19 protein-coding genes are annotated in these 25,399 nt (G+C 45.7%); 18 read left to right on the top strand and 1 reads right to left on the bottom strand.

The features are described from left to right. Window positions 1–7: 7 nt before the first annotated feature. From L3V27_RS21170 to tldD, 17 genes are all read left to right on the top strand, one after another. Entirely contained in the window at window positions 8–1,231 is a 1,224-nt protein-coding gene (locus tag L3V27_RS21170) for a type II secretion system F family protein (RefSeq protein WP_048626840.1), read from the top strand. Between the two features lie 3 nt (window positions 1,232–1,234). Next, window positions 1,235–1,696, top strand: a complete 462-nt coding sequence (locus L3V27_RS21165; protein WP_065274904.1) for an MSHA biogenesis protein MshF — start codon at window positions 1,235–1,237, stop codon at window positions 1,694–1,696. 291 nt (window positions 1,697–1,987) lie between these two features. Beyond that, a complete protein-coding gene (locus L3V27_RS21160) occupies window positions 1,988–2,461 on the top strand; it encodes a prepilin-type N-terminal cleavage/methylation domain-containing protein (RefSeq protein ID WP_237312683.1) in 474 nt (157 codons plus the stop codon). 69 nt (window positions 2,462–2,530) lie between these two features. Further along, window positions 2,531–2,764, top strand: coding sequence for a type II secretion system protein (locus tag L3V27_RS21155; RefSeq protein WP_237312681.1), 234 nt, complete (start codon window positions 2,531–2,533; stop codon window positions 2,762–2,764). Window positions 2,765–2,879: 115 nt separating this feature from the next. Next, window positions 2,880–3,365, top strand: coding sequence for a type II secretion system protein (locus L3V27_RS21150; protein WP_237312679.1), 486 nt, complete (start codon window positions 2,880–2,882; stop codon window positions 3,363–3,365). Next, window positions 3,362–3,928: a type II secretion system protein gene (locus L3V27_RS21145; protein WP_053809346.1), complete on the top strand. Its 567-nt coding sequence runs from the start codon at window positions 3,362–3,364 to the stop codon at window positions 3,926–3,928. Before L3V27_RS21150 ends, L3V27_RS21145 begins: the two co-directional genes overlap by 4 nt. Then, window positions 3,928–4,641: a prepilin-type N-terminal cleavage/methylation domain-containing protein gene (locus tag L3V27_RS21140; RefSeq protein WP_085344282.1), complete on the top strand. Its 714-nt coding sequence runs from the start codon at window positions 3,928–3,930 to the stop codon at window positions 4,639–4,641. The genes L3V27_RS21145 and L3V27_RS21140 overlap by 1 nt, the downstream gene beginning before the upstream one ends. Beyond that, window positions 4,631–5,065: a hypothetical protein gene (locus tag L3V27_RS21135; RefSeq protein ID WP_053809344.1), complete on the top strand. Its 435-nt coding sequence runs from the start codon at window positions 4,631–4,633 to the stop codon at window positions 5,063–5,065. The genes L3V27_RS21140 and L3V27_RS21135 overlap by 11 nt, the downstream gene beginning before the upstream one ends. 6 nt (window positions 5,066–5,071) lie before the next feature. After that, window positions 5,072–9,400: a DUF6701 domain-containing protein gene (locus L3V27_RS21130; protein ID WP_237312677.1), complete on the top strand. Its 4,329-nt coding sequence runs from the start codon at window positions 5,072–5,074 to the stop codon at window positions 9,398–9,400. Window positions 9,401–9,551: 151 nt separating this feature from the next. After that, a complete protein-coding gene (locus L3V27_RS21125) occupies window positions 9,552–10,595 on the top strand; it encodes a rod shape-determining protein (RefSeq protein WP_005381144.1) in 1,044 nt (347 codons plus the stop codon). 150 nt (window positions 10,596–10,745) lie between these two features. Beyond that, complete coding sequence (gene mreC / locus L3V27_RS21120) at window positions 10,746–11,645, top strand: rod shape-determining protein MreC (protein ID WP_053809360.1); 900 nt, start codon at window positions 10,746–10,748, stop codon at window positions 11,643–11,645. Beyond that, on the top strand, window positions 11,635–12,123 hold the full coding sequence (mreD, locus tag L3V27_RS21115) for a rod shape-determining protein MreD (RefSeq protein WP_012841380.1): 489 nt from the start codon (window positions 11,635–11,637) through the stop codon (window positions 12,121–12,123). The genes mreC and mreD overlap by 11 nt, the downstream gene beginning before the upstream one ends. Window positions 12,124–12,127: 4 nt before the next feature. Then, window positions 12,128–12,697 carry a Maf family protein gene (locus L3V27_RS21110; RefSeq protein ID WP_048626847.1) on the top strand — a complete coding sequence of 190 codons (570 nt, stop codon included), beginning with the start codon at window positions 12,128–12,130 and terminating at the stop codon, window positions 12,695–12,697. Window positions 12,698–12,715: 18 nt separating this feature from the next. Then, on the top strand, window positions 12,716–14,185 hold the full coding sequence (gene rng / locus L3V27_RS21105) for a ribonuclease G (RefSeq protein WP_005381138.1): 1,470 nt from the start codon (window positions 12,716–12,718) through the stop codon (window positions 14,183–14,185). A 12-nt stretch (window positions 14,186–14,197) separates the two neighbouring features. Beyond that, window positions 14,198–18,079: a YhdP family protein gene (locus tag L3V27_RS21100; RefSeq protein ID WP_237312675.1), complete on the top strand. Its 3,882-nt coding sequence runs from the start codon at window positions 14,198–14,200 to the stop codon at window positions 18,077–18,079. Between the two features lie 33 nt (window positions 18,080–18,112). After that, entirely contained in the window at window positions 18,113–18,934 is an 822-nt protein-coding gene (locus L3V27_RS21095; RefSeq protein ID WP_085344285.1) for a carbon-nitrogen hydrolase family protein, read from the top strand. Window positions 18,935–18,945: 11 nt separating this feature from the next. Further along, the gene (gene tldD, locus L3V27_RS21090) at window positions 18,946–20,391 is read left to right on the top strand and encodes a metalloprotease TldD (protein WP_170892775.1); all 1,446 of its coding nucleotides are present in this window, start codon (window positions 18,946–18,948) and stop codon (window positions 20,389–20,391) included. Between the two features lie 66 nt (window positions 20,392–20,457). Here the strand turns inward: tldD and L3V27_RS21085 are convergent, their stop codons facing one another. Continuing rightward, on the bottom strand, window positions 20,458–21,834 hold the full coding sequence (locus L3V27_RS21085) for a PhoH family protein (protein WP_237312673.1): 1,377 nt from the start codon (window positions 21,832–21,834) through the stop codon (window positions 20,458–20,460). A 560-nt stretch (window positions 21,835–22,394) separates the two neighbouring features. Between L3V27_RS21085 and rapA the strand changes: the two genes are divergently transcribed. Continuing rightward, on the top strand, window positions 22,395–25,304 hold the full coding sequence (gene rapA, locus L3V27_RS21080) for an RNA polymerase-associated protein RapA (protein WP_237309670.1): 2,910 nt from the start codon (window positions 22,395–22,397) through the stop codon (window positions 25,302–25,304). Window positions 25,305–25,399 lie beyond the last annotated feature (95 nt).

Below are 25,399 nucleotides of genomic sequence, written 5' to 3'. Positions count from 1 at the left end.
TAAGTGAATGCCAACTTTTCGTTATCAAGGTCGTACTCTAGACGGCTCATCCACTAACGGCAAAATCGAGGCAGTGAACTCAGAAGCTGCAGCGGAAGCGTTGATGAACAAAGGGATCATCCCGCTCAATGTGCGGTTAGAGAAAGAGTCGGCAAAAAGCCAAATGAGCTTGTCTAAGCTATTTGTGCCAGCCATTCCATTGGAAGTGATCATTCTTTTCTCTCGCCAGTTGTTTAGCTTAACTAAAGCGGGCGTACCGTTGCTGCGTTCTATGCGTGGCCTGCTGCAAAATTGTGAAAACAAACAGCTCAAAGAGGCACTGGAAGATGTCGTTTCTGAACTGAGTAATGGCCGAGGTTTGTCTTCTGCGATGCAGCAACACAGCAAAGTATTCAGCCCACTGTTCGTTTCTATGATCAACGTAGGTGAGAATACGGGTCGACTCGATCAAGCGCTATTGCAACTGGCAAATTACTACGAGCAGGAACTCGAGACTCGCAAACGCATCAAAGCGGCGATGCGTTATCCGACGTTTGTCATTATCTTTATTACCATCGCCATGTTTATATTGAACATCTTGGTGATCCCTGAGTTTGCATCGATGTTTACGCGCTTTGGTGTTGAGTTACCACTGCCGACGCGTATTTTGATCGCTACTTCTAATTTCTTTGTTAATTATTGGGTGTTGTTGATTGTGGCAATGATTGGCGCGTTTGCGGTTTTCAGAGCCTGGGTGGCGACGGCTGATGGTCGGGAAAAGTTCGATAAGTTTCGGCTTCGGCTTCCAATTGTGGGCGATATCGTTAATCGCGCGCAGCTTTCCCGTTTTGCTAGAACCTTCTCGTTGATGCTGAAATCAGGCGTTCCACTTAACCAGTCTTTAGCTTTAGCCGGGGAAGCCCTGGGGAACCGCTTTTTAGAAAATCGAATTCTTGAGATGAAATCCGCGATTGAAGCGGGTAGCACCATCTCAGTGACTGCTATCAACAGTAAAATCTTTACCCCTTTGGTGATTCAGATGATTGCAGTAGGGGAAGAAACCGGTCGTATTGATGAGCTGCTGCTAGAAGTGTCGGATTTTTACGATCGAGAAGTCGATTACGATCTAAAAACACTAACCGCAAGAATAGAACCGCTACTTTTGGTGATTGTCGCCGGCATGGTCATGGTGCTAGCACTGGGTATCTTCCTGCCAATGTGGGGAATGCTAGACATCATCAAAGGCGGCTAATAGGTGGTTGAAAATCAAAGTCGAGCGACGCTAATCGTTTTTGGGGTAATTGCTACCATCATTGCTGTTGGCTTGGCGGTCAAATTACGTCCTGTTACCGAGCAGGCGCAAGTGACCGGAGCGAAGTTGGCGAGAGTTTGGATGCAAGATAGTGTTCAGCGTTATCGTCAAGCTTGGTTAGTACAAGGCGAGCCAAAACATATGCTGATGGATGGTTTTAATCTCACCATGACTGAGGGCGGGCTAGTGTCTCCCTTTACTCAACAAGGTGTTTTAGATTGTGGTTATTGGCTAGCAGTGCATTATCCACAACGTAAAATAATGACCAATAAGTTAATAGATATCAGTGGAGCCATCAAAACTGATCGTTATGTCTGTCACTATACTTATGAAAATGGTCAGTCGATTGTAGTTATTTCAACAGCTAATCAACTGAAAATAGACGTCGAAATGTCGGCGGAGTGAATTTTTTGACACTTAATCACTATAATTGGTATTGAAAGTCGGTATAATGCAATCATTACCATAAGTAAGACGCTGTAATAGAGGGTAAACAATAATGTGTTTTTCTCATTGCAGCATGAACTGAATAATGGCGAATAGTCATTCTGCTCAAGCGGTAGATACAGTATCCACTTCACGGTCAGTTTTAGTGAACGTTGCTGCCCCAAACCGTTTTGACAATATCCAAAATGGTCGCGTGACCTAAACAAAACTTTGCAGTTGTACTGCATGCTTACATAGAGAGAGTAAACAATGAAAAGACAAGGTGGTTTCACCCTTATCGAACTAGTGGTGGTTATTGTAATCCTAGGTATTCTAGCGGTCACTGCAGCACCACGCTTCCTTAACCTGCAAGATGATGCTCGCAACTCTACGCTTGAAGGGTTAAAAGGAGCTATTACAGGTGCTTCCGGTATCGTTTATGGCAAGGCCGCGATTGCTGGTCTTGAATCAACAAGCGGTGCGGTGAGTGCTGGTGCTGGTTCAATTGATACAGTGTTTGGCTACCCTGTTGCTACTAGTGGTGCAATTGCTGCTATCGTTGATGGTATCGGGAGTGACGATGATTTCCAATTTATTACTAATGATGGTAACGGCTCTGCTGCTGGTAATTGGGTCACTTTCGGTATTCCAAACTATACGAAAAACTGTGTTAAATACACACGAGCAGCTGACGAAAACTCAGCTCCATTAATTGAAGTTACAAGTGCCAACTGTACTAAGTAATTTTATATAGTAAAGGCCAGCTAGTCTGGCCTTTATCTCTTTATTTTGATTAATCTCGGAATAGTTCATATGCGTAAATCATCGGGTCTTAGTGCAATAGAGTTTGTGGTTGTGCTAATTATCTTGGGTGTGATCGGTTATGTGGTATTACCAAGATTTATCAGCTTTGAACCAGAAACTTATGAAGTTAAGTGGGAGCAAACTAAGCAAACCGCCGAGCACGTTTCTGAGACGCTGAGCAACAAAGAAACGTACGATCGGATTGAAGAAGAAATTGGTCGTTCAAAGGGGCAAAATAACTAGACATTGGTTATTTGTTCATCTGTTCACACTTCGAATCGAAAAATTATAAATCTATCATTATTCTCATAATTTCATCGTATACTTATCTCGCTTGTTCTAAGCCTAAGGTTGGGTTATGAAAATTCGCAGCTCTACATTAGGGTTTACATTAATGGAGCTGATCCTAGTGGTCGTCCTCCTTTCCATTCTTTCTCTCTATGCTGCTAGCCGCTTTATGGGCAAGGGCAGTGTTTCTGCATTTGCGCTTCAAGAGCAAGCTATTTCAGTGATTCGCCAAGTACAGGTGAATCGCATGCAATCAAACACCTCAACCACGGATACCAACTTCCAATTACAAGTCTCCTCTAGTTGTATCGGCTCAGTTGCGGCTTGTTCGCTGAGTGGTAACGCGAAGGACGCTCGTAGTGACTTGGTTGAAGATTCCGTTGCAACGATTAGTCTAACTGGCGCAACAAGCCCAATTAGCTTTGATTTACTGGGGAATCCGTTGAATGTCGCTTCTGGTGGCGTGTCTATTCTTATCCGTGATGTAAACGGTCAAAGCCAATGTCGAGTGCTGATTAACTCTCAAGGCTATGTCTCTGAGGGATCGTGTTCATGAGAAAGCAACTCGGTATGACCTTAGCTGAAATGATCATCGCTATTGTCCTAATGGGCATTGCGATGGTTGCGTTTACCTCCTTTCTTGTACCTCAAATTCGCGACTCTGCAATGCCACATTACCAAACCCGAGCAACCGCGCTCGGGCAAAGTTTTATGTCGCAAATTTTGGCGCGTGGTTTTGATGAGAACAGCGACTTTGATGGTGGCCTATTACGTTGTGGGGAGAACTCGACTTCCTGCACCCTACCAGCCAATCTTGGTCCTGACTCTGGTGAGTCTATTCCCGAAAACTTTGACGATGTTGATGATTACATCGGTTGTTGGAGTACACCAACGACAGTTGCTCAATGCCAAGGGACCAGCCGGGGTAATATCTCAGATGTTTTGGGGGGAAGCAGCGAGAATAAATACCGAAACTTCCGAGTTGAAGTCGGTGTGGTATATGACAATCTGACTGCTACACCACCGACAGGAATCACTAACTATAAAAAAGTCACGATTACGATTTTTGCTAGTAACACTCAACCCCTCACACTGACTGCAATAAGAGGTAACTACTGATGAAAGTTCGTGGTTTCACCTTAATGGAAATGATCGTCACCATCGTAATCGGCAGCTTCATCATGCTTGGTATTGCGGGTTACGTACAGCTAGGTATGAAGGGATACGCAGACACGATTGATCGCCAACGAATGCAAACGCAAGCGCAGTTTGTGCTAGAGAAAATGTCGCGAGAAATTCGTCACGCAGTCCCAAACAGCTTTCATGTCCCTACCGGAACTACCAATTGCTTGGAGTTTATGCCGATTGAATATTCTGGTTTTTACACGCTGACGAATAACAATTTAGAGTTTCTGTTAGGCAATGACTCTACATTGAATCCTATTCCAGCGGATCGTTGGATGGTGATCAATCCAAGTCGCTATGAAGATTTGCAATCTGCCTCTCCTCAGAGTTTGGCGATTGGCAATCTAGCGAAAACTGGTGATGTTTTTATTGTCAGTGGTGCAGCTAGTACGATTGGCGGGTCTTCCATTTCGAGCCGTCATTATATCTATCAAGATAACTCTGAAGTACGTTACTGCTTCGACAATGGTCGAATCACACGGAATGATATTACGGTCGCGGACAGTGTAGATACTTCCGTTAGCGATATGCATTACCTCGAGCCAACACTTCAACGTGGCGGTATCGTGCATATCAATTTAGAGTTCACTCAAAATGGGGAGCGTAGTGTTTACCAACAAGACGTACAGGTGCTCAATGTTCCGTAAAAAAGCTCTGCAAGGTAATGTCCTGATCGTCGTATTGTTCGTCATCATTGTGATGGGCTATCTAGCCGCATCTTTAATGAAGGTGAGTTGGTCAAACCAAAGTACGTTAACCAGAGAATTCTTAGGAACGAAAGCTTGGTTTATTGCGCAATCTGCCAATGAGTGGGCACTAACCCAGCTCTATCCTTTAAACGACACTACTCCAGATGTGGCCGATTTTTGTGCCAATACGGTAAGTGGCGCTACACCAAATGTTACACAAGGCACTAGTTGTCAATTACGTGCTATGACATGTTCAAACATTGGTACCTTTAATGCAGGTACCTCTGAAGCTGAATCTCTATTTAGAGTGCAAGCCACAGCAATTTGTGGTTCCGGGGTTGCACAAGTACAGCGACAACAAGAGATTTGGGTTAGGGAGTAAATAATAATGAAAAAACTGGTTAATTTGGTAGTGGCTACCATTGCTTGCTTACTTGTATTTCCTGCTTTCGCTGGGACGTGTGAGTTTTGGGGGAATAAAAGCTTTGAAGTTACTTTTGATGTTGTAGGTCCTGCGCATAATAGTTATGTGCTTCTTGAACACAATGGTAATCACCCTGATGAAGTTCTTTGGTACACAACGGACCGTCTTTCCAATTCAAATCATTACTTTTATGAACTAAACTTGTTAGAAGGCCAGCGTTATAATATTCGTATTGACTACTCTGTATCATCTGCGACCCTGAAGTATTACCGCAAGTTTGCTAGTGAGAGTCACTGGCTACTTATTGAAACCCAATCTGGCGTTGATTTGAAAAATGGTAAACTTTCCCTTGTTCATTCTGGCAGCCCAAGCAACGTAGATTGTGGTGGTGGTGACGAACCTAACCCTGTTGAGCCTGAAATACCTGATAATGTCTGTCAGTATTTCCCAGAACCGATTCAAGGTATGAAAGGCGTTACAAATAACACTCTTGTTGTGCCAAACAAATCTGCGCGTGCGTTAGGTTGGTCAGAAGACTACAAGACTTACTATACCGTTACAGATAAACAAGATTTATTTCGCTACTCAAGCTCAATGCCAACTCCGAGACAATCAAAATTTATTCTGGCGGGCTTTGATACGGTGAGTCAATTGGATGCTCAAGATCGCTTATATATGGAGCCAATGTGTGACTCAGATGCTGGCTGTGATGTGGGTAATAAAGATGGCTACCTAGAAAGCCGAAAAGCGAATGAACCACTGGGCGTGGCTACCAACTTTGGCGATGGTTCATTACGTATTACTGCTGAAAATATAGGACAGATTTGTTCTAACAATAGTCTTTGTCGAGCTAATACGTATTCAGTTGATGGAAAAACAGGGATCGAAATTCAAGTCACATCGAATTTAGATACGCTAGATGTAAATCAATACAACTCACCTTATGATCAAGTGAAAGTCATTCTTCCAAATCAAACTAATATCAAGAAATTAGTTATGGAGGTCGGGACAAATGATGATGTGCGCCTAGTGATTCCCGAAGATGCAGAGGTAACTCTCGGGCAATGGAGTCATACTGGGCATGGTAAGTACACTTTTTTCAACCAGTCGAAAATCAATGTCAGTGGGGATTCTGTAATCTTCAATAACTCTATTGCGATAACTACTCATTACTATGTAACGATTTATGCTCCTGATGCGAACATAATTTTCAAAACTCGCAACCCTGATTTTTATGGCTTTGTATTAGCAAATCGCATTAGTTTTGAGAACCCAATAACTGTTCATGGCTCAGTGACGTCTCGACATCTAACCATGAAAAACGGTGTAGTTATTAAGAAGCCAGATTACTCTTGTCCAGTTCAGCCTCCAGTCCAACAGTGTAATCTATTACCTATGGAAACGTTTAGCTCATCTAATGTAGATAACTGGTCTGTTATTGGTTACGGCAGCAGTGTTAAGCCACAAGTAATTAATGGGCGCTTCAGGTTAAATGATAATCGTGCTCGTCAAGCTACGGCTTCGGCATACAATTACTTGTTCCCATCCAAAGAGAATTATCTAGAAATAGAGTTTGATCACTATGCGTATGGTAGCTCTCGTAATGGTGCCGACGGTGTAGCTCTCGTGATTTCTGATGCTAATGTTCCTCCCCAAACAGGAGCGTTTGGTGGTCCACTAGGCTACGGTATGAAATTGAGAAAAAACCACTCACACGAAGTCTCACAAGATGTTGAGGGCTTTGCTGGTGGTTGGTTGGGTATTGGTATCGATGAGTACGGTAACTTTTATCGAGAAGGTGGAGAAAATCTAGCTCGCAATGGTATTCCTAACAATGTTGGTATTCGGGGCGCTGGTTTAAAAGATAGTGATGGGAAATGGTTACGCGGATATAAATACATTAAAGGTCAGCAATTTAATGGTGATTTAGATAATCGTAAAAATAAGCGCCATCGCTATAAAGTTATTTTAAATTCACGAAAATCTGGCGTTATTACACTTTCTGTTCAACGAAAAATCAAGAATGGGCAGTGGAGTATGGTTATTCGCGACTTTGATGTCTTAACTGAGGGAGGTTTTAATTATACTCCGGAAAATTTCCGTATCTCGGTTACAGCCTCTACTGGTGATTATACTAATACTCACGACATGGATAACTTCCAAGTTTGTGCTGATAAATACCAAAAAATTACGGACGGTATTCATCACTTTGAGTTTGATTACGCAGGGACAGGAAGTATTTGTCAGGCATCTGAAGTTACGCTTCGTGCCTGCATGGATGAATCTTGTTCAAAAACTTATCCTTCTTCAATATTGAATGCGAATCCAGGAGCTGTTGTTGATCCAGTGACGGTCTCCTTATTACCTCAATCTGATTCTCTTGTAGCATGGGAAGGTGGCGATCATGTTACGTTCTCTGACTCAGTGTCATTGAAGTTACAAGCATTCCAATCAGGCTCCGCAAAACTTGGGATTGCAAGTAGCTCGGTTCCGCAGTTTGGTTTTGACGGTGCGAAGTGTCGTATCGCTGGTGGTCCGCTATCTGAACAAAACTGTAATATCTTGTTTAACTCTGCTGCATTAGGGGTCACTGTGCCGGATAAAGTCGCAGGTAAGCCATTCTTTAACAATGACGGAGATGCATTATATAGCAACCAAAGCTCACCATATTTAGAGTTTTGTAGCTTGCCAAGTCAGCAAGGTGGTAACGGCGAAAATCGAGATGTTCAGCTGTCTATCGAAAGAATAGAGCCGACAAGTAACGCAGTATCAGTACCAGCTTACGTTTCTTTCAAAAAACGAGATGGTAAGTTCAGTGATGAAGTTAGTGTTGGAACAACTGATGTTGATATCGCAGATGTTTATTTTAATAACCAAGGTAAAGCATACTTTAACCTGAGATACCCTGAAGCTGGCAAGGTTGCGCTGAAGGCAAGAATTAAAGATGAAAGTGACTCCTTGGGCCAGAATAGCTTTGTTAGTTTCCCTGCATATCTGACGCTGTCAACCGATGGGGGACAATGTAGCTCAGGTTCTTGTTCTCAAGGTTTTGTTGCTGCTGGTGAACCTTTCAATATGTTCGTAACAGCTCATCAATTTGGCGGAGCATTGGCGAAAAACTATCAGCAAGAAGGGCTATCTGTCGCTCATAAAGTGACTTATCCAACGGCTGGCGCTTTGTCAACCGGGGTTTTAGGTAAGGATGTGTATAATCATGACACGCCAACAAATGCAAAAGATTCAATTGAGCAAAGTGTCTCCGAGGTTGGGGCGTTTGAGTTTACAGTAACGCCACCAGAAGCCTACTTGGGTAGTAAAGCATTTGTGATTGAGCCCGCGAAAGGCGTCATTGGTCGATTCTACCCTAAATACTTTAAAGTTTACCCAGATGAAAGTGTGGACTGGGATTATCCCAACGCGCAGAGCTTTGCTTATATGAATCAGCCGTTTGGAGTGAGTAAGTTTTATGTTGAGGCTCTAAATGCGGGTAAAGGTGCTTTAACTAACTACACATATTTTGATGATTCTTTGTTGGCTAAGTTCAACCTATATGAGAATGGGGCATACACGTCTCGTTTCTCTTCTGTGAAGACGTACAGCGGAACATGGAAGGAAAGCTCTGGTAAGTCGCTCGCGGATTCTAGAAGTGTAGGTATTTATACGGGCTCAAGTAGTGATGGTTTGTTTGTAGCGAAGGGAAATGGAGCCCATTACCCTGATGGACCTTTTAACTTGTTTGAGCAAGGTAAGGACACATTAATTTCAATCACAGGCTCAAGTGCTAGTAAGGATCCTGTGACGGTAATCGAGAGTGATTCAGTTTTGGCTCCGCAACCCGACATCCGCTTTGGTCGAGTTGACCTAGATGATGTAGGTGGCAACCAAGGCACGACATTACATGTGCCACTTCGAGTTGAATACTGGAATGGTAGCCGCTTTATTGCTAACCCTGATGACAGCCAAACTAAAGTGTTTGGAGAAATTGAAGATGACTCTCAGGTGCACATTTGGCCGACAGATAATAGTGCAAAAGAGGTAACTCTAGGCGATGGTGGGACCGTTTCTTCTGGTTCTTCTCGCTCTGTTACTGCAACTCAAGCTGAACCATACCGTCAGCAAACGCGCGTTTGGTTAGACCTTGATGATTCAAAAAATGGTTTACCTTGGCTCAAGTACAACTGGGATAATGACAAAGTGGGAGAAGAAAACCCATCCTCCGTCGTCACCTTCGGTATTCACCGTGGTAATGACCGTGTGATTTACCGTGGTGAGCCAGGGTTAACCGGACAGTAACAACTTAGGTTTTTGCCCTTAAGTTAGGAAACTGCAAGAAATTGAGGCTTTCTGCTCATGTTTGTGTACCAATACCTTGCTGTGACAGCGAGGCATTGGTACATTTAGAGCAATTTTTGTCTTCTATATTTTTGCAGGATGAGCGAAGAGTATGTTTAAGAAACTTCGTGGCATGTTTTCTAACGATCTATCTATCGATTTAGGTACAGCCAACACTCTAATTTACGTAAAAGGGCAAGGTATTGTCCTTGATGAACCTTCTGTAGTTGCTATTCGTCAAGATCGTGTAGGTTCTGCAAAAAGCGTTGCTGCAGTCGGTCACGCAGCAAAACAGATGCTTGGTCGTACACCTGGCAACATTTCCGCTATCCGCCCAATGAAAGACGGCGTAATCGCTGATTTCTACGTAACCGAAAAAATGCTTCAGCACTTTATCAAACAAGTGCATGACAACAGCATCCTAAAGCCAAGCCCACGTGTTCTTGTTTGTGTTCCTTGCGGTTCTACCCAAGTTGAGCGTCGCGCGATTCGTGAATCAGCACTCGGTGCTGGCGCGCGTGAAGTTTACCTAATCGACGAGCCAATGGCGGCAGCAATTGGTGCAGGCCTGCGCGTATCTGAGCCGACAGGTTCAATGGTGGTTGATATCGGTGGTGGTACAACTGAAGTTGCTGTTATCTCTCTAAACGGTGTTGTTTACTCATCGTCTGTACGTATCGGTGGTGACCGCTTTGATGAAGCGGTAATTAACTACGTACGTCGTAACTACGGCAGCTTGATTGGTGAAGCCACGGCTGAAAAGATCAAACACGAAATCGGTTCTGCTTACCCTGGCGATGAAGTTCAAGAGATTGAAGTTCGCGGTCGCAACCTTGCAGAGGGTGTGCCACGCAGCTTTAGCCTGAACTCAAACGAGATCCTAGAAGCGCTTCAAGAGCCGCTATCTGGCATCGTCTCAGCAGTCATGGTTGCACTAGAGCAGTGTCCACCAGAGCTTGCTTCAGACATTTCTGAAAACGGCATGGTTCTGACTGGTGGTGGCGCGCTACTGAAAGATCTTGATCGTCTATTAATGGAAGAAACCGGTATCCCTGTGGTTATCGCGGAAGATCCACTAACGTGTGTTGCGCGTGGTGGCGGTAAAGCACTAGAAATGATCGACATGCACGGTGGCGATCTGTTCTCTGAAGAATAAAGGTTTAGGTGAAGCTCATGTCGGGCTTCACCTTCATTTCTGCTCTCTCTGTAATTCAAACATGCTCCATACCTAAAAGTATTTATTTAAGTATTTTTAGGTTGCCAAGTAAGGCTCAATAACCATGGAAGCAATCAGGTCAAAAACAAGATGAAACCGATTTTTGGCAGAGGGCCGTCTCTGCAATTACGTCTGTTTTTTGCTGTCATCGTGTCGGCGAGCTTAATGCTGGCTGATAGTCGTCTAGATACGTTTTCCAACGTCCGATACTTATTGAACAGTATGGTTGCCCCCATTCAATACGCAGCCAATTTGCCTCGCAGCATGTTCGATGGCGTATTTGAACGTTTTAATACTCGTCAGGCATTAGTTGAAGGCAATCGCAACTTAAAGCGAGAAGTGCTACGCCTGAAAAGCGAGCTGATCTTGCTCGATCAATATAAAGAAGAAAACCAACGTCTACGCAAATTGTTAGGTTCTTCATTTGTCCGGGATGAAAAGAAAGTCGTAACAGAAGTGATGGCGGTTGATACCTCACCTTATCGTCATCAAGTGGTGATTGATAAAGGACAAATAGACGGTGTGTACGTCGGACAGCCAGTGATCAACGAAAAAGGCATTGTTGGTCAGGTCACGTTTGTCGCAGCGCACAACGCACGTGTTCTGTTGCTAACGGATGCGAAAAATGCGATTCCTGTCCAGGTGATCCGTAACGATATTCGAGTGATCGCGTCGGGCAATGGTGAAATGGATGAAATCCAACTGGAGCACATTCCAACCAGTACTGATATTCAGGTTGGCGATCTACTGGTGACATCCGGCCTAGGTGGGATTTACCCAGAAGGGTACCCAGTCGCGACGGTTACCAATGTGGATCACGATACGCGCCAAGAATTTGCGGCAATCAAGGCTGAGCCAGTTGTAGAGTTTGATCGTTTACGTTACCTCTTGCTGATTTGGCCGAATGAAGATCGTCAACACAAAGTGCTGCGATCCAATGTGGAAGAAGGGTTAGAGCAAGAAGAACAAGAGGTAACTGATGGCCAATAATGTAGTGAGTAGCCGAATGGTGATTGGTGTCAGTTTCTTCGTTGCGCTGGTGTTGCAAACCATTCCGTGGCCAGGTGTGTTAGATGTTTTACGTCCATCATGGTTGTTCCTTGTAACGTGTTATTGGGTGTTGGCACTGCCGCACCGAGTGAACGTTGGAACCGCGCTAGTACTGGGCTTATTATGGGATATCTTGATCGGTTCAACGCTTGGAATTCGCGGCATGATGATGTCGATTGTCATCTATCTGGTGGCGTTGAATTTCCTGTTGATTCGTAACATGGCATTGTGGCAACAGTCGATTTTAATTGCCTTTTTTACTGCGTTATTGGAAGTTTTGATATTCTGTGGGGAATATTTGAACCAGGACGTAGTATTTAATCCATTATCTCTGTGGACGGCGGCAATAAACTGTATACTTTGGCCATGGATGTTTTTATTAATGCGACGAGTTCGTCGTGCATGGCACGTAAGGTAAAGCGGTGAAGAAAAGCTTATCTCTCGTTCTCGCTTCGGGTTCTCCGAGAAGAAAAGAGCTGCTTGCTCAACTAGGTTATGACTTTGAGATCGTATTGCCTGATATTGAGGAAGCTAAACAGGCTCATGAGCAGGCACGAGAGTACGTGCTGCGTCTTTCTTTGGAAAAAGCTCAGGCAGGCTTAGCATTAGCTAAGCCTGATTCCGTTGTATTGGGCTCTGACACGGTCGTAGTATGCGATGACCGTGTGCTAGAAAAACCAAAAAGTTTTGAAGATTCAAAGCGTATGCTTACTGACTTATCCGGTCGTCGTCATCAAGTGATGACTGCGGTGAGCGTCGTATCATCGGAACAACAACATTCAGTGGTCGTCACCACTGACGTGTGGTTCAAACAACTGACTCACGAAGAAATCGAACAATATTGGCAGTCAGGAGAGCCATGCGATAAAGCTGGAAGTTATGGTATTCAGGGACTCGGAGGGCGATTTGTCACCCGAATCGAAGGCAGTTATCACGCTGTAGTAGGCTTACCTTTGTTCGAAACCGATCAGCTAATTCAAGAATTTTTATAATTGTTTTGAGGTGTGCACATGAGTGCAGAATTGCTGCTTAACGTGACCCCGAGTGAAACTCGTGTGGCCATGATTGAAGGTGGAGTACTACAAGAAATACATATCGAGCGCGAATCGCGTCGTGGCATTGTGGGCAATATATACAAAGGCAAAGTCAGCCGAGTACTGCCAGGTATGCAAGCGGCTTTCGTCGATATCGGTTTAGATAAAGCGGCGTTTTTACATGCGTCAGATATTGTCCCGCATACCGAATGTGTGGCAGAGAACGAAAAACAGCAGTTTCAAGTCCGTGATATCTCTGAGCTGGTACGTCAGGGGCAAGACATTGTTGTACAAGTGGTCAAAGATCCGCTCGGTACGAAAGGCGCGCGTTTAACGACGGATATCACCTTACCTTCGCGTTATCTTGTTTTTATGCCGGGGGCCAGTCATGTCGGTGTTTCGCAGCGTATTGAGAGTGAGAAAGAGCGCGAGCGTCTGAAAAAAGTGGTGAATCATTACTGTGATGAGCACGGTGGTTTTATCATTCGTACCGCAGCGGAAGGCGCGGATGAAAAAGAGCTTTCTCAAGATGCGGCATTTCTAAAGCGTTTGTGGCTAAAAGTCATGGAGCGTCGTTCAAAATACAAAACGCGTTCAACGCTTTACGGTGAGCTTGGTTTAGCCCAGCGCATTCTGCGTGATTTTGTCGGCACAGAGCTCGATAAAATCATGGTCGACTCCCGCCTCGAATATGAAAACCTGAAAGAATTCACTTCTGAGTATGTACCTGAGTTAACAGACAAGCTTGAGCTTTACGAAGGTGACAAGCCAATCTTTGACATGTACGACACCGAGAATGAAATTCAGCGCTCCTTAGAGCGCAAGGTTGAGCTAAAGTCGGGTGGCTATTTGATCATTGATCAAACTGAAGCTATGACAACTATCGACATCAACACTGGTGCATTTGTTGGTCGTCGTAATCTTGAAGAGACCATCTTTAATACCAACATTGAGGCAACGCAAGCTATTGCTCGTCAGCTGCGTTTGCGTAATCTTGGCGGCATCATCATCATCGACTTTATCGATATGGCGTCTGAAGAGCACCGTCAGCGAGTGCTTACCTCATTGGAAACCGCACTGGCTAAAGACCGAGTAAAAACCAACATCAACGGCTTTACTCAGCTCGGCTTAGTCGAGATGACGCGTAAGCGCACACGAGAAAGTATTGAACATATCTTGTGTTCTGGCTGTCCTACTTGTGAGGGCCGTGGTAGCGTGAAAACGGTTGAAACCGTGTGCTTTGAGATATTACGCGAGATTACTCGTGTAAACCGTGCTTACGACGCCGATAATTTTGTTGTGTACGCATCGCCGTTTGTTGCTGAAGCGCTGTTGGGTGATGAGTCTCATGCATTGGCTGAGCTCGAAGTATTTATTGGCAAGCAAGTGCGAGTTCAGGCTGAGCCCCTGTACATTCAGGAACAGTTTGACGTCGTAATGATGTAATTTGGAACATTTGTGAATTCTGGTGTTAACCGTTTTGGGCGTTTTTGTGCGTGGAGTTTAGTTACTGTACTGGTGTTATTGGCCATATTAGTAACCACACTGCGCGTCACATTGCCACAACTTAACCACTTCCAAGATGAGATCAAAACCTGGGTCAAGCAGGACACAGGTTTTGACTTTTCTATCGCTAACGTCGCAGGGACGTGGCGCAATAATCACCCCTCCATCGCGCTACTCGGTTTAGAAGCGAACCTGCCGAATATTCAGGATGCACGCTTTGCCGTTGAAGAAATCCAAATTGAATTCGATCTCATTCAATCTCTTTTGCAACTCAAACCGGTGGTCGCAGACCTCACCATCCATAACCTCGCTCTGGATATTCACACCGTAGACATTCTGCCGACCTCTAGTCGTCAAGAGCAGGAGTCGAGTGTGGACAAGAGCGAAGTGAAGCTCATCGACCAACTCGACTCACTTCTTTTACGTCAGTTTGAAGACTTCACCATTACCGACTCACGGATTTGGTATAAATCGGTATCTGGTGAGACTCGCCGTTTAGATATCGAGCAGCTCCGTTGGAGCAACCAAGGCAAGCACCACTTAGCAGAAGGCACCGTGAACATTGCCGATGTTCGTCTGAATTCATTGTTAGTGAGCGCTAACTTTAAAGACCATGGTTCGCTGCGTGATGTGTCTGGTGAGTTTTACGTGAGTGCCCAAGATGTCTCAGTGACGCCTTGGTTAACCACTTACATGCAAGAAGAGTCGGGTGCTGAATCGGGTAAGGTCAGCTTAAACACTTGGCTGACGCTGAAACACAGCCAACCGAATGATGCGTATGTTGAACTGTTGCCTTCTGAGCTCGTGTGGAATGAAAACGGTCGTCATGAGCTGTTTATCGAGTCAGGTATTTTCAATCTTCGACCAGATAAACAAGGTTGGAAAGTAAATGGTCACTCACTTCGGATCCGAACCGACAACACCCCTTGGCCGGAATTAGACGCAGCGTTTGATTGGCAACCGAATGGTTGGACGCTCAACCTTTCTCAACTCGATATCGAAGCACTTATTCCGCTCATCAAATTGGCTCCAGAGTCGGAATCGACCAGTGATCTTATCAACAAACTGGCACCGAAAGGCCGAGTTGAAGATGTTCGCTTGTCCATGAACGGTGGCTTAGACACGTTACGCTACTCCGCGGAACTGGATGAACTTGCGATGACGCAATGGGAACTGCTACCAGGATTCCATCATGTACAGGGCAGTGTATCTGGTGATTTAGATCAGGCAAAAGCGAAAGTAACCGTCATTGATGATGTATTTCCGTACGGTGATGTATTTCAAGCTCCGCTGAATATCAAACAAGGTGAAGTCGATATTATCTGGCAACAAGATGAGAGCGGCTGGCGCTTGTGGTCTGATAAAGTGACGGCAGCGACACCAGATCTTCAAGTACTAGGAGCATTCCGTCTTGATTTTCCAAAAGAACAAAGCCCATTTTTATCGTTTTATGCTGAAGCAGATCTCTATAACGCAGGTGAAACATGGCGTTACCTGCCGACTCTGGCACTAGGACAAGACTTAACGGATTACCTATCGACTGCGATTCAAGGCGGTAAAGTGAATACGGCTAAGCTGCTGTGGTATGGCGAGTTAGGGGATTTTCCTTACAAAGATCATAATGGCATGTTTCAGGCGTGGGTCGGTTTAAAAGACGCGAAATTTAGCTTTGATACGGCGTGGCCAACCATCACGGATCTGCAGCTGGACTTGCTGTTTGAAAATGATGCCATGTATTTGGATTCAAAGTCCGCTACGCTAAATGGTGTTCATGCCAAGCGTATTACTGGGCGAATCCCTGAGTTGGCGGAAGGTGGACACATTGAGATTGAAGCCAAAGCGAGCGCGCCGGGCAATGAAGTTCGTGACTACATGATGGCGACGCCATTGGTGGACTCGGTCGGGGCAGCGTTGACGGCGCTGCAAGTGAGTGGTCCGGTTTACTCTGAGTTCCAGCTCAACATTCCGTTTGATTTTGAAAAAGAGTCCCGTGCTTGGGGTTATGCCGATTTAACAGAAAATCGTGTCGATATTGAAGCGCCGCCAATGACGCTGGAGAAAGCCACAGGGCGTATCCACTTCGATAATGATGTGGTCACCACATCGGGTTTGTCTGCAGAGTTGCTTACCCAGCCTATCTCCCTCGATTTTCGTGGTGAGAGTGCGGAACAGGGCTACAATGTGACGATTAACACATTAGGGGATTGGGACGTTGAGCCTCTCAAACCTTATGTTGGTGAGCGTTGGTTAAAGCTTGTTTCTGGGCATGCGCCGTGGCAAATGGACATTGACTTACAACTTAATGATGTAGGCTTCACCTATCAACTTGATGTGTTGGCGCAGCTAAATCGTTTAGCGAGTCAATATCCCTATCCGCTAGCGAAACAAGTTGGCGAGTCCGGGCAAGCAAAACTGCAGGCATCCGGCAACCAAGAAAGTATTTCAGCAAGACTACAGATCCCAAATGCTAAGTATCAAACCGAGATAGATATAACTGGCGAGGTACCTGTTCTGACGGCGACTCATTTAATGGTCGGCAAAGGTGGTTTCAGGATCAGCCCTATTGTCGGACACGATGCATCAGTGCGTGTCGGTGAGCTTAATTTAGACCAGTGGGCAGAGCTGCTTCAGGGCTCGGAAGGTAAGCAATCCTCATCTGTTCTGGCAAGCATGAAGACGCCGAGTATTCCATTGCCTACACGGATTGATGTTGAAACGCCAAACTTGCAGCTTGGTGGGATTGAGTTTCATGATGTGGACTTCTCCGCAAGCAAAAAGAATTTGAGCTGGCAACTCGATGTGGACAGTCAAGAGGTTAAAGGTAAGGCTAACTATCTGAAGCCGTATGACTTATCGGTCTCTTTGGAGCACTTGCACCTGTATATTCCAGGGTTTGAAGAGATGACCAAAGAGCGCAGTTCGCTCTTTGCCAGTGAAGACCAAAATGCGCCTTTGATTACCAATTTTGACCGCCAGTTTCACGCTGAGATGCCAAACTTAACTTTGAACATCGATGATTTTTGGTTGCAAGGTTACAAAGTGGGGAAGGTGAATGTTGATTTGCAGCGTCGCGAGAATCGTTTGGAGTGGAAAAATATCACCTTTAGCAGCGGCAAAAACCGCATTGATATGAGCGGTTGGTGGGACCTGACAAAAGAGAGTAGCCATTCCAACTTAACCATGAAAATGAAAGGTGATAACAACTCTGACCTTATGGAGCGCTTTGGTATCACATCGGGTATTCAGCAGGCACCATTTGAGATCAACGCCAATATGGAATGGGACGGCGCGCCTTGGTCGATGAAGACACAAACCTTGCAAGGGCATGTCTCAACGGAATTTGGTAAAGGCGTGATCAGTGAAGTCAGTGGTGCGGCACGCTTGTTAGGCTTGTTCAGTTTGGATTCTATCATCCGTAAGATGCAGCTCGATTTTACCGACGTATTCGATAAAGGCATGGCGTTTAACTCGATCACGGGCACGGGCAAAATCCAAGATGGCGTGTTTATCACCAACGATATCGTGATGGATGCCTTAGCAGGAGAAATGCAGATCCGCGGCATCGCCAATATGACCAGCAGAATGGTCGATGCGGAAGTGAAGTTCACCCCAGACATCACATCAGGCCTACCAATGCTGACCGCGTTTGCAGTAGCGCCACAAACCGCGTTGTATGTTTTAGCCATCTCAACAGTGATTTCTCCGGTGGTTGAGGTCTTCACTCAAGTCAATTATGAAGTGAAAGGCCCACTAGATTCACCAACGGTGAAAGAAATTTCGCGAAGTAAAGGTGAATACAAACTGCCAGAAAAGCTGCGTGAACAGGCCAAATAACTCACCGACTAAAATGGAATAAGGAGGAAACACATGGAACGTGTTGGCATTATTCAAATGACATCGGGTCCAGATATCACCGCGAATCTGGACTTTATTGAAAAACAGTGTGCTTTGGCGAGTAAGCAAGGTGCCAAGCTTGTCCTTACCCCTGAAAATACGGTGCTGTTTGCCAACCGCGAAGCGTACCATCAACATGCAGAGCCACTTGGGAGTGGCGTGATTCAACAGCGGCTCTCTGAAATCGCAAGAAAGAACCAGTTAACACTGATTGTCGGAAGCATGCCCATTCAAACCGCAAAAGGTGTCACGACCACAACGCTTGTATTGCCGCCGCACGGTAAATGCATTGCTCACTATGACAAACTGCATATGTTTGATGTCGACGTAGCCGATGGTTATGGTAGTTATCGTGAGTCGGATACGTTTATGGCGGGTAATCAAATAGTCGTGGCGGAAACCGATATCGGCAGCGTTGGATTGAGCATCTGTTACGATCTTCGTTTCCCTGAGCTTTATAAAGTATTACGCCAAGAAGGCGCGGATATCATTGTGGTGCCTGCTGCGTTTACCGCTGTGACGGGGCAAGCTCACTGGGAAGTATTATTGCGAGCTAGAGCGATTGAGACACAATGTTGGATTTTGGCAAGCGGACAAACTGGAACGCATCCATGTGGACGAAAAACATGGGGACACTCAATGGTCGTTGACCCTTGGGGACGTATTCATAAACAGCTTCAGGATGAAGTAGGCTTATTGGTGACAGAGATAGATTTGTCACAAAGCCAACAAGTAAGGCAGAATATGCCGCTGACTCAACACAGTCGCTTTCAAAATGAATTGAGACGGAAATAAAAGAGCTAACTATGAGCACAAACCAAATAGAACAGGCACTCCTTGCCCCAAATGGTCTGACAGAACAAGACATTGCTGACACGCTTGCCAGCATTGCGACACGCCAGATCGATTATGCGGACATTTACTTTCAGTCCAGCTGGCATGAGTCTCTGGTTCTAGAAGACAGCATCATCAAAGATGGCTCTTTTAACATTGATTGTGGTGTTGGTGTCCGTGCGGTAACTGGTGAAAAAACCGGCTTTGCCTACTCTGATCAAATCCAGCCTGAAGGTCTGAAGCAGAGTGCAATGGCGGCGCGCGGTATTGCTCAACAAGGGCAGAATGGTAAAGTCCAAGCGTTTAAACGCACCGAAAACCAAGCGTACTACGCCGCTGTGAATCCATTAGCTGGGTGGGAAAAGCAGCAAAAAACAGAATTGCTCAAATCTCTAGATGCTTACATCCGCACTAAAGAACCATTGATTAAAGAAGTCTCGATCAGCATCAGCGGTGTGCATGAGCAGATGCTTGTTGCGGCAACAGACGGTACTTATGCAGGCGATATTCGTCCTTTGGTGCGTTTGTCTATTAGTGTGCTTGCACAAAAAGGTGAACGACGTGAACGAGGTAGCGCTGGTGGCGGTGGCCGTTTTGGTTACGATTTCTTTTTAACGGAAAGCAATGGTGTGAAACAAGCTTTCCATTATGCAGACGAAGCGATTCGCATGGCGTTGGTAAACCTTGAAGCAGAAGCCGCACCAGCAGGCATGATGCCAGTGGTATTGGGCTCAGGTTGGCCAGGCGTATTGCTACATGAGGCGGTAGGTCATGGCCTAGAAGGTGACTTTAACCGTAAGGAATCTTCGGTTTTCTCTGGCAAAATGGGTCAACAAGTGACGTCTTCACTGTGTACCATCGTCGATGACGGCACGTTAAAAGACCTTCGTGGTTCACTCAATGTGGATGATGAAGGAGTGAATGGCCAGTACAACACGCTTATCGAAAATGGTGTGCTGAAAGGTTACATGCAAGACAAGCTAAACGCGCGGTTAATGGGTGTGAACCCAACAGGTAACGGTCGTCGTGAGTCGTATGCACATTTGCCAATGCCTCGTATGACCAACACCTACATGCTTCCAGGTGAACATACGCCAGAAGAAATTATCTCGACGGTCGAGAAAGGGTTGTATGCGCCAAACTTTGGTGGCGGCCAGGTGGACATTACTTCGGGTAAGTTTGTGTTCTCTGCATCCGAAGCATACTTGATTGAAAACGGTAAAATTACGCGCCCTGTTAAAGGTGCGACGTTGATTGGCTCAGGTATCGAAGCAATGCAGCAAGTGTCTATGGTCGGTAACGACCTAAGTATCGACAAGGGCGTTGGCGTATGTGGTAAAGCAGGTCAAAGTGTACCTGTTGGTGTTGGTCAGCCGACCTTGAAGCTGGACTCACTGACAGTGGGTGGCACTGAGTAACTCAGTCGAATCGTTATAAAAAGAGCGCTCATTAGAGCGCTCTTTTGCTTTGTGAGTCGGTGTCAATTACAGGTTTTCTTCAGCAAATTCCGCCAAGCGGCTACGAACCACGCCGTTGAGGTGAATATTTGCGCTGCCTTCAAAGTTCTTGAAGCGCTCAACCATGTACGTCAACCCTGATGTCACTGGGGTGAGGTAATGAGAGTCAATCTGCGCCAAGTTACCGGAGCAGACGATCTTGGTTCCTTCGCCGCAGCGGGTGATGATGGTTTTGATTTGTGAAGCGGTGAGGTTTTGACACTCATCAAGCAGCACAAACGCATTTTGAATCGAACGGCCACGCATAAAGTTGATCGATTTAAACTGAATATTGGCTTTATCGCAGATGTACTTCAATGAGCCTTCAGTGCAGTGATCGTGTTTATGTAGCGCTTCCAAGGTATCGGTCACCGCCGCTAACCACGGCATCATTTTCTCCTCTTCTGAGCCGGGTAGGAAGCCGATGGATTCACCGATGTCTGGCGTGTTACGCGTCACGATAATTTTATCGAACATGCCTTTTTCAATCGTTTGCTCCAGTGCTGCTGCCATGGCTAATAGCGTTTTACCACTACCAGCGGCACCGGTTAAAATCACCAGGTCAATATCCGGGTCAAGTAAGGCATCCAACGCCATTCCTTGGTAGATATTTTTTGGTGTGATGTCCCAAGCCTTACGGTGCATCATGCGTTCGCGGCTCAGGTCGAGTAGCGTTAATTTGTCTTCATTGATGGTTTCTACGCGGCCAGCAAAGTCGCTGTCTTCATCAATCACATATTGGTTAATAAAGGTTGGTTCAAAAGGTTCACGACTGAGCTTGTGATAGGTTTTTCCGTCCAGCGCATAACTTTCTACTTCCTCAATATCACTCCAGAAGTCCCCCTCACGCAGTTGAAAACCTTTGGTGAGGTATTGAATGTCGTCAATCAGTTGATCGGTTCGGTAGTCTTCAACAAAACGTACGCCAGCGCCTTTGGCGCGCAGACGCATGTTAATGTCTTTCGTGATCAGTACCACTTCACGTGGTGCTCGTTTGTTTTGCAGATAAAGCACCGCATTGAGTATGCGGTTGTCACCGGCTTTGTCGGCGAAGGCTTTGACGGTTTCCTGCAGTTCAAAATCCGCCAAAATGGAAATGGTGCCTTGGTCGGGGCTGTCTTTAGAAACAGGAATACCTTCAGAAATTTCATCGGGCGTTGCTTCTTTAAATAAATCTTCCAAAGCGCGAATAGCCACGCGAGCGTCTCTTGCGACATCGCGTTTGCTGTCTTTGATTCGGTCGAGTTCTTCCAACACGGTCATGGGGATAACGACATCGTGTTCTTGGAAAGAGAAGATGGCAAAGGGTTCATGAAGAAGAATGTTGGTATCAAGTACAAACAGTTTCCGATCGGTATCGCCCATAGCGTCTCCTTGCCGTAATACGGCTCTGCATGCGAGTGGTTAGGTCGTTCTCAAATAGGTGTGAAGCGGCCTAACTCTGATTGCTTGCAATAGAGGTTGTCGGGCTGATGTCGGTTAGTGTGCAACCGAGTAGCAAGACAACTTACTGCAAACCCGTGTTGATCCTAATCGTGTACTAACGCGCTTAAATCATATGCAATGGTTTTAAACGCCCCTCACTAGAAGTATACGTAATATTTACGTTCTACAACTTAATAATTGGCATGAGTATTTTACAATTTGATTGCATTTATAGTTTGGGAAAAAAAGTTTCCGCTTGATGCGGTTTCGGCGTGACCTAAATCACAGCTTCAAGTAAGATTAGCGACCTTTTTCTGCGTATAGGCTACGTCCGATTTATCATGTTGAGCTGGCTTAAAAATACTCAGTTCATACTGGAATGACGAATGCTATCGGCATAGCAGAAGCCAGAATCAGATCTAAACTATTATCCATGCCTACGGGCATGAGTAGACCAACAAGAAACACGAATCAAGAACTAATAACGAGGTAGTCAATTCATGACATTTGCTTTGGGGCAGCGCTGGATTAGCGATACGGAAAGCGATTTAGGTTTAGGTACCGTTGTAGCAATGGATGCTCGTACTGTGACATTGATGTTTGCAGCGTCAGAGGAAAACCGAGTTTACGCACGTAACGATGCACCTGTTACCCGAGTCACCTTTAACGTTGGTGATGTCATCGACTGCCAAGAAGGTTGGTCTCTAAAAGTTGAAGAAGTACTGGAAGATGAAGGTCTATACACCTATTTCGGTACTCGTGAAGACACGCAAGAAACCGCCGTTGTTCTGCGTGAGATTTTTCTGAGCAACCAAATTCGTTTTAATAAACCTCAAGATAAGTTGTACGCCGGTCAAATCGATCGCATGGACAACTTTGTTCTGCGTTACCGTGCGCTAACCAACCAGTTTGAGCAGCATAAGAGTCCAATGCGTGGCTTGTGTGGTATGCGTGCAGGTTTGATCCCTCATCAGCTTTACATCGCGCACGAAGTTGGCCGTCGCCACGCGCCACGCGTATTACTGGCGGATGAAGTGGGTTTGGGTAAAACCATCGAAGCGGGCATGATCATCCACCAGCAAGTGCTGTCTGGCCGTGCAGAACGCATTTTGATTGTGGTACCTGAAACACTGCAGCATCAATGGCTGGTTGAGATGATGCGTCGTTTCAATCTGCATTTCTCTATCTTTGACGAAGAGCGCTGTATCGAAGCTTTTGCGGATGCAGAAAACCCATTTGATACCCAGCAATACGTGCTGTGTTCTTTAGACTTCCTACGCAAGAGCCGCAAGCGTTTTGAACAAGCACTGGAAGGCGAATGGGACCTATTAGTTGTCGATGAAGCGCATCACCTTGAGTGGAGCCAAGATAAACCGAGCCGTGAATACCAAGTGGTAGAAGGTTTAGCTGAACGTACTCCTGGAGTGTTGTTACTGACGGCAACGCCAGAACAGCTTGGTCGTGAGAGCCACTTTGCTCGTCTGCGTTTGCTGGATCCTGACCGTTTCTACGATTATGAAGCGTTTGTCGAGGAAGAAGAGCAATACGCACCTGTAGCGGATGCGATTACTTCACTTTTCTCTGGTGAAAAACTGCCTGATGAAGCGAAAAACCAGATTACTGAGTTGTTGTCTGAACAAGACGTAGAACCACTTTTCCGCATTATCGAAAGTGAAGCGGACGAAGAAGCGAAAGCGTCAGCGCGCCAAGAGTTGATCGACAACTTGATGGATCGTCACGGTACGGGACGAGTTCTGTTCCGTAACACACGTGCGGCTATCAAAGGCTTCCCTGCGCGTAACGTGCACCTGATGCCAATGGATATTCCACCGCAATACACCACGTCAATGCGTGTTGCTGGGATGATCGGCGGTAAGATGAGTTCGGAAGCACGTGCGATGAAGAACCTTTACCCGGAAGAAATTTTCCAAGAATTTGAAGGCGATGACGCAAGCTGGTGGCAGTTTGACTCGCGCGTGAATTGGTTACTTGAAAAGGTAAAGGAGAAGCGCAGCGAGAAAATTCTGGTGATTGCCTCTCGTGCAAGTACGGCTCTGCAATTGGAGCAAGCACTGCGTGAGCGTGAAGGCATTCGTGCGACCGTCTTCCATGAAGGTATGTCGATCCTTGAGCGTGACAAAGCAGCCGCTTACTTTGCGCAAGAAGAAGGTGGTGCACAGGTTCTTATCTGTAGTGAAATCGGCTCTGAAGGTCGTAACTTCCAGTTTGCCAACCAATTAGTCATGTTTGACTTGCCGTTCAATCCTGACTTGCTTGAGCAACGTATCGGTCGTTTGGACCGTATCGGCCAAAACCGCGACATCGACATTCATATTCCTTACCTGAAAGGTACCTCGCAAGCCATTCTTGCTCGCTGGTTTGATGAAGGTTTAAACGCTTTTGCAGAAACTTGCCCAACAGGCCGTGCCGTTTATGATAAGTACTCTGATGATCTGATTGAAATCCTTGCTTCTGGTGATACCAGCACGCTAGATGAGATCATTGAAGCGTCAGCAAAAATGAATAAAGAGCTGAAATCCCAATTGGAGCAAGGCCGTGATCGCCTGTTAGAAATGCATTCAAATGGCGGAGAAAAAGCACAACAAATCGTTGAGAAAATTGAATCAACCGACGGTGATACCAATTTGGTCACCTTCGCACTTTCTCTTTTTGATACGATTGGCTTGAACCAAGACGACAAAGGTGAAAACGCACTGATTGTGACCCCATCTGAGCACATGATGGTACCAAGCTACCCAGGCCTGCCATACGAAGGGGCGACGATCACGTTTGATCGTGATACGGCTTTATCTCGTGAAGATATGCACTTTATCAGTTGGGAGCACCCAATGATCCAGGGTGGTATCGATCTTCTGATGAGTGAAGGGGTGGGGACGTCTGCGGTATCTCTACTGAAAAACAAAGCGTTACCAGTCGGGACCATTCTTCTTGAGTTGATTTACGCGGTAGATGCGCAAGCGCCAAAACGCAGTGGTATCGCGCGCTTCTTACCGAAAACGCCAATCCGTTTGATGATGGACTCGCGTGGCAATGACTTGTCTGCTCAAGTGGAATTTGAAAGCTTTAACCGCCAGCTCAGCCCTGTAAACCGTCACTTAGGCAGCAAGTTGGTCACGTCGGTACAGAAAGACGTACACCGCTTAATTGAAGCGGGGGATAGTCTTATCGAAGCGAAGGTTGAGGAAGTACGCAAGCAAGCTCATCAAGATATGCAGCATAGCTTGAATGCAGAACTTGAGCGTTTGCAAGCACTGAAAGCGGTAAACCCAAATATTCGTGATGAAGAAATTGAAGCCATTGATGCACAAATTAAGGAGCTCACTGGTTACATCAACCAAGCTCAAGTGCAGCTCGATTCGCTACGTTTGATTGTGGTGAGCCACAACTAAGTAAGCATTTATTGCTCATTAAAAAAGGTCTTCAGTTGAAGACCTTTTTCTTTATTTGCGGTTTAGTTTCTTTATTTGCGGTTTAGTTTCTTTAT

Source organism: Vibrio sp. J2-3(2022) (genome assembly GCF_021725735.1).
GTDB classification, from domain to species: Bacteria; Pseudomonadota; Gammaproteobacteria; order Enterobacterales; family Vibrionaceae; genus Vibrio; species Vibrio diabolicus.
This window is presented reverse-complemented; position numbering and strand designations above follow the sequence as displayed.

Bases quoted from the DNA above. Each gene is read 5' to 3' on its own strand.
- rapA (WP_237309670.1), top strand. From the start codon at position 22,395: ATGACATTTGCTTTGGGGCAGCGCTGGATTAGCGATACGGAAAGCGAT.
- L3V27_RS21150 (WP_237312679.1), top strand. From the start codon at position 2,880: ATGAAAATTCGCAGCTCTACATTAGGGTTTACATTAATGGAGCTGATC.
- L3V27_RS21095 (WP_085344285.1), top strand. From the start codon at position 18,113: ATGGAACGTGTTGGCATTATTCAAATGACATCGGGTCCAGATATCACC.
- tldD (WP_170892775.1), top strand. From the start codon at position 18,946: ATGAGCACAAACCAAATAGAACAGGCACTCCTTGCCCCAAATGGTCTG.
- mreD (WP_012841380.1), top strand. From the start codon at position 11,635: ATGGCCAATAATGTAGTGAGTAGCCGAATGGTGATTGGTGTCAGTTTC.
- L3V27_RS21085 (WP_237312673.1), bottom strand. From the start codon at position 21,834: ATGGGCGATACCGATCGGAAACTGTTTGTACTTGATACCAACATTCTT.
- L3V27_RS21145 (WP_053809346.1), top strand. From the start codon at position 3,362: ATGAGAAAGCAACTCGGTATGACCTTAGCTGAAATGATCATCGCTATT.
- L3V27_RS21170 (WP_048626840.1), top strand. From the start codon at position 8: ATGCCAACTTTTCGTTATCAAGGTCGTACTCTAGACGGCTCATCCACT.
- L3V27_RS21135 (WP_053809344.1), top strand. From the start codon at position 4,631: ATGTTCCGTAAAAAAGCTCTGCAAGGTAATGTCCTGATCGTCGTATTG.
- L3V27_RS21155 (WP_237312681.1), top strand. From the start codon at position 2,531: ATGCGTAAATCATCGGGTCTTAGTGCAATAGAGTTTGTGGTTGTGCTA.
- rng (WP_005381138.1), top strand. From the start codon at position 12,716: ATGAGTGCAGAATTGCTGCTTAACGTGACCCCGAGTGAAACTCGTGTG.
- L3V27_RS21130 (WP_237312677.1), top strand. From the start codon at position 5,072: ATGAAAAAACTGGTTAATTTGGTAGTGGCTACCATTGCTTGCTTACTT.
- mreC (WP_053809360.1), top strand. From the start codon at position 10,746: ATGAAACCGATTTTTGGCAGAGGGCCGTCTCTGCAATTACGTCTGTTT.
- L3V27_RS21160 (WP_237312683.1), top strand. From the start codon at position 1,988: ATGAAAAGACAAGGTGGTTTCACCCTTATCGAACTAGTGGTGGTTATT.
- L3V27_RS21140 (WP_085344282.1), top strand. From the start codon at position 3,928: ATGAAAGTTCGTGGTTTCACCTTAATGGAAATGATCGTCACCATCGTA.
- L3V27_RS21125 (WP_005381144.1), top strand. From the start codon at position 9,552: ATGTTTAAGAAACTTCGTGGCATGTTTTCTAACGATCTATCTATCGAT.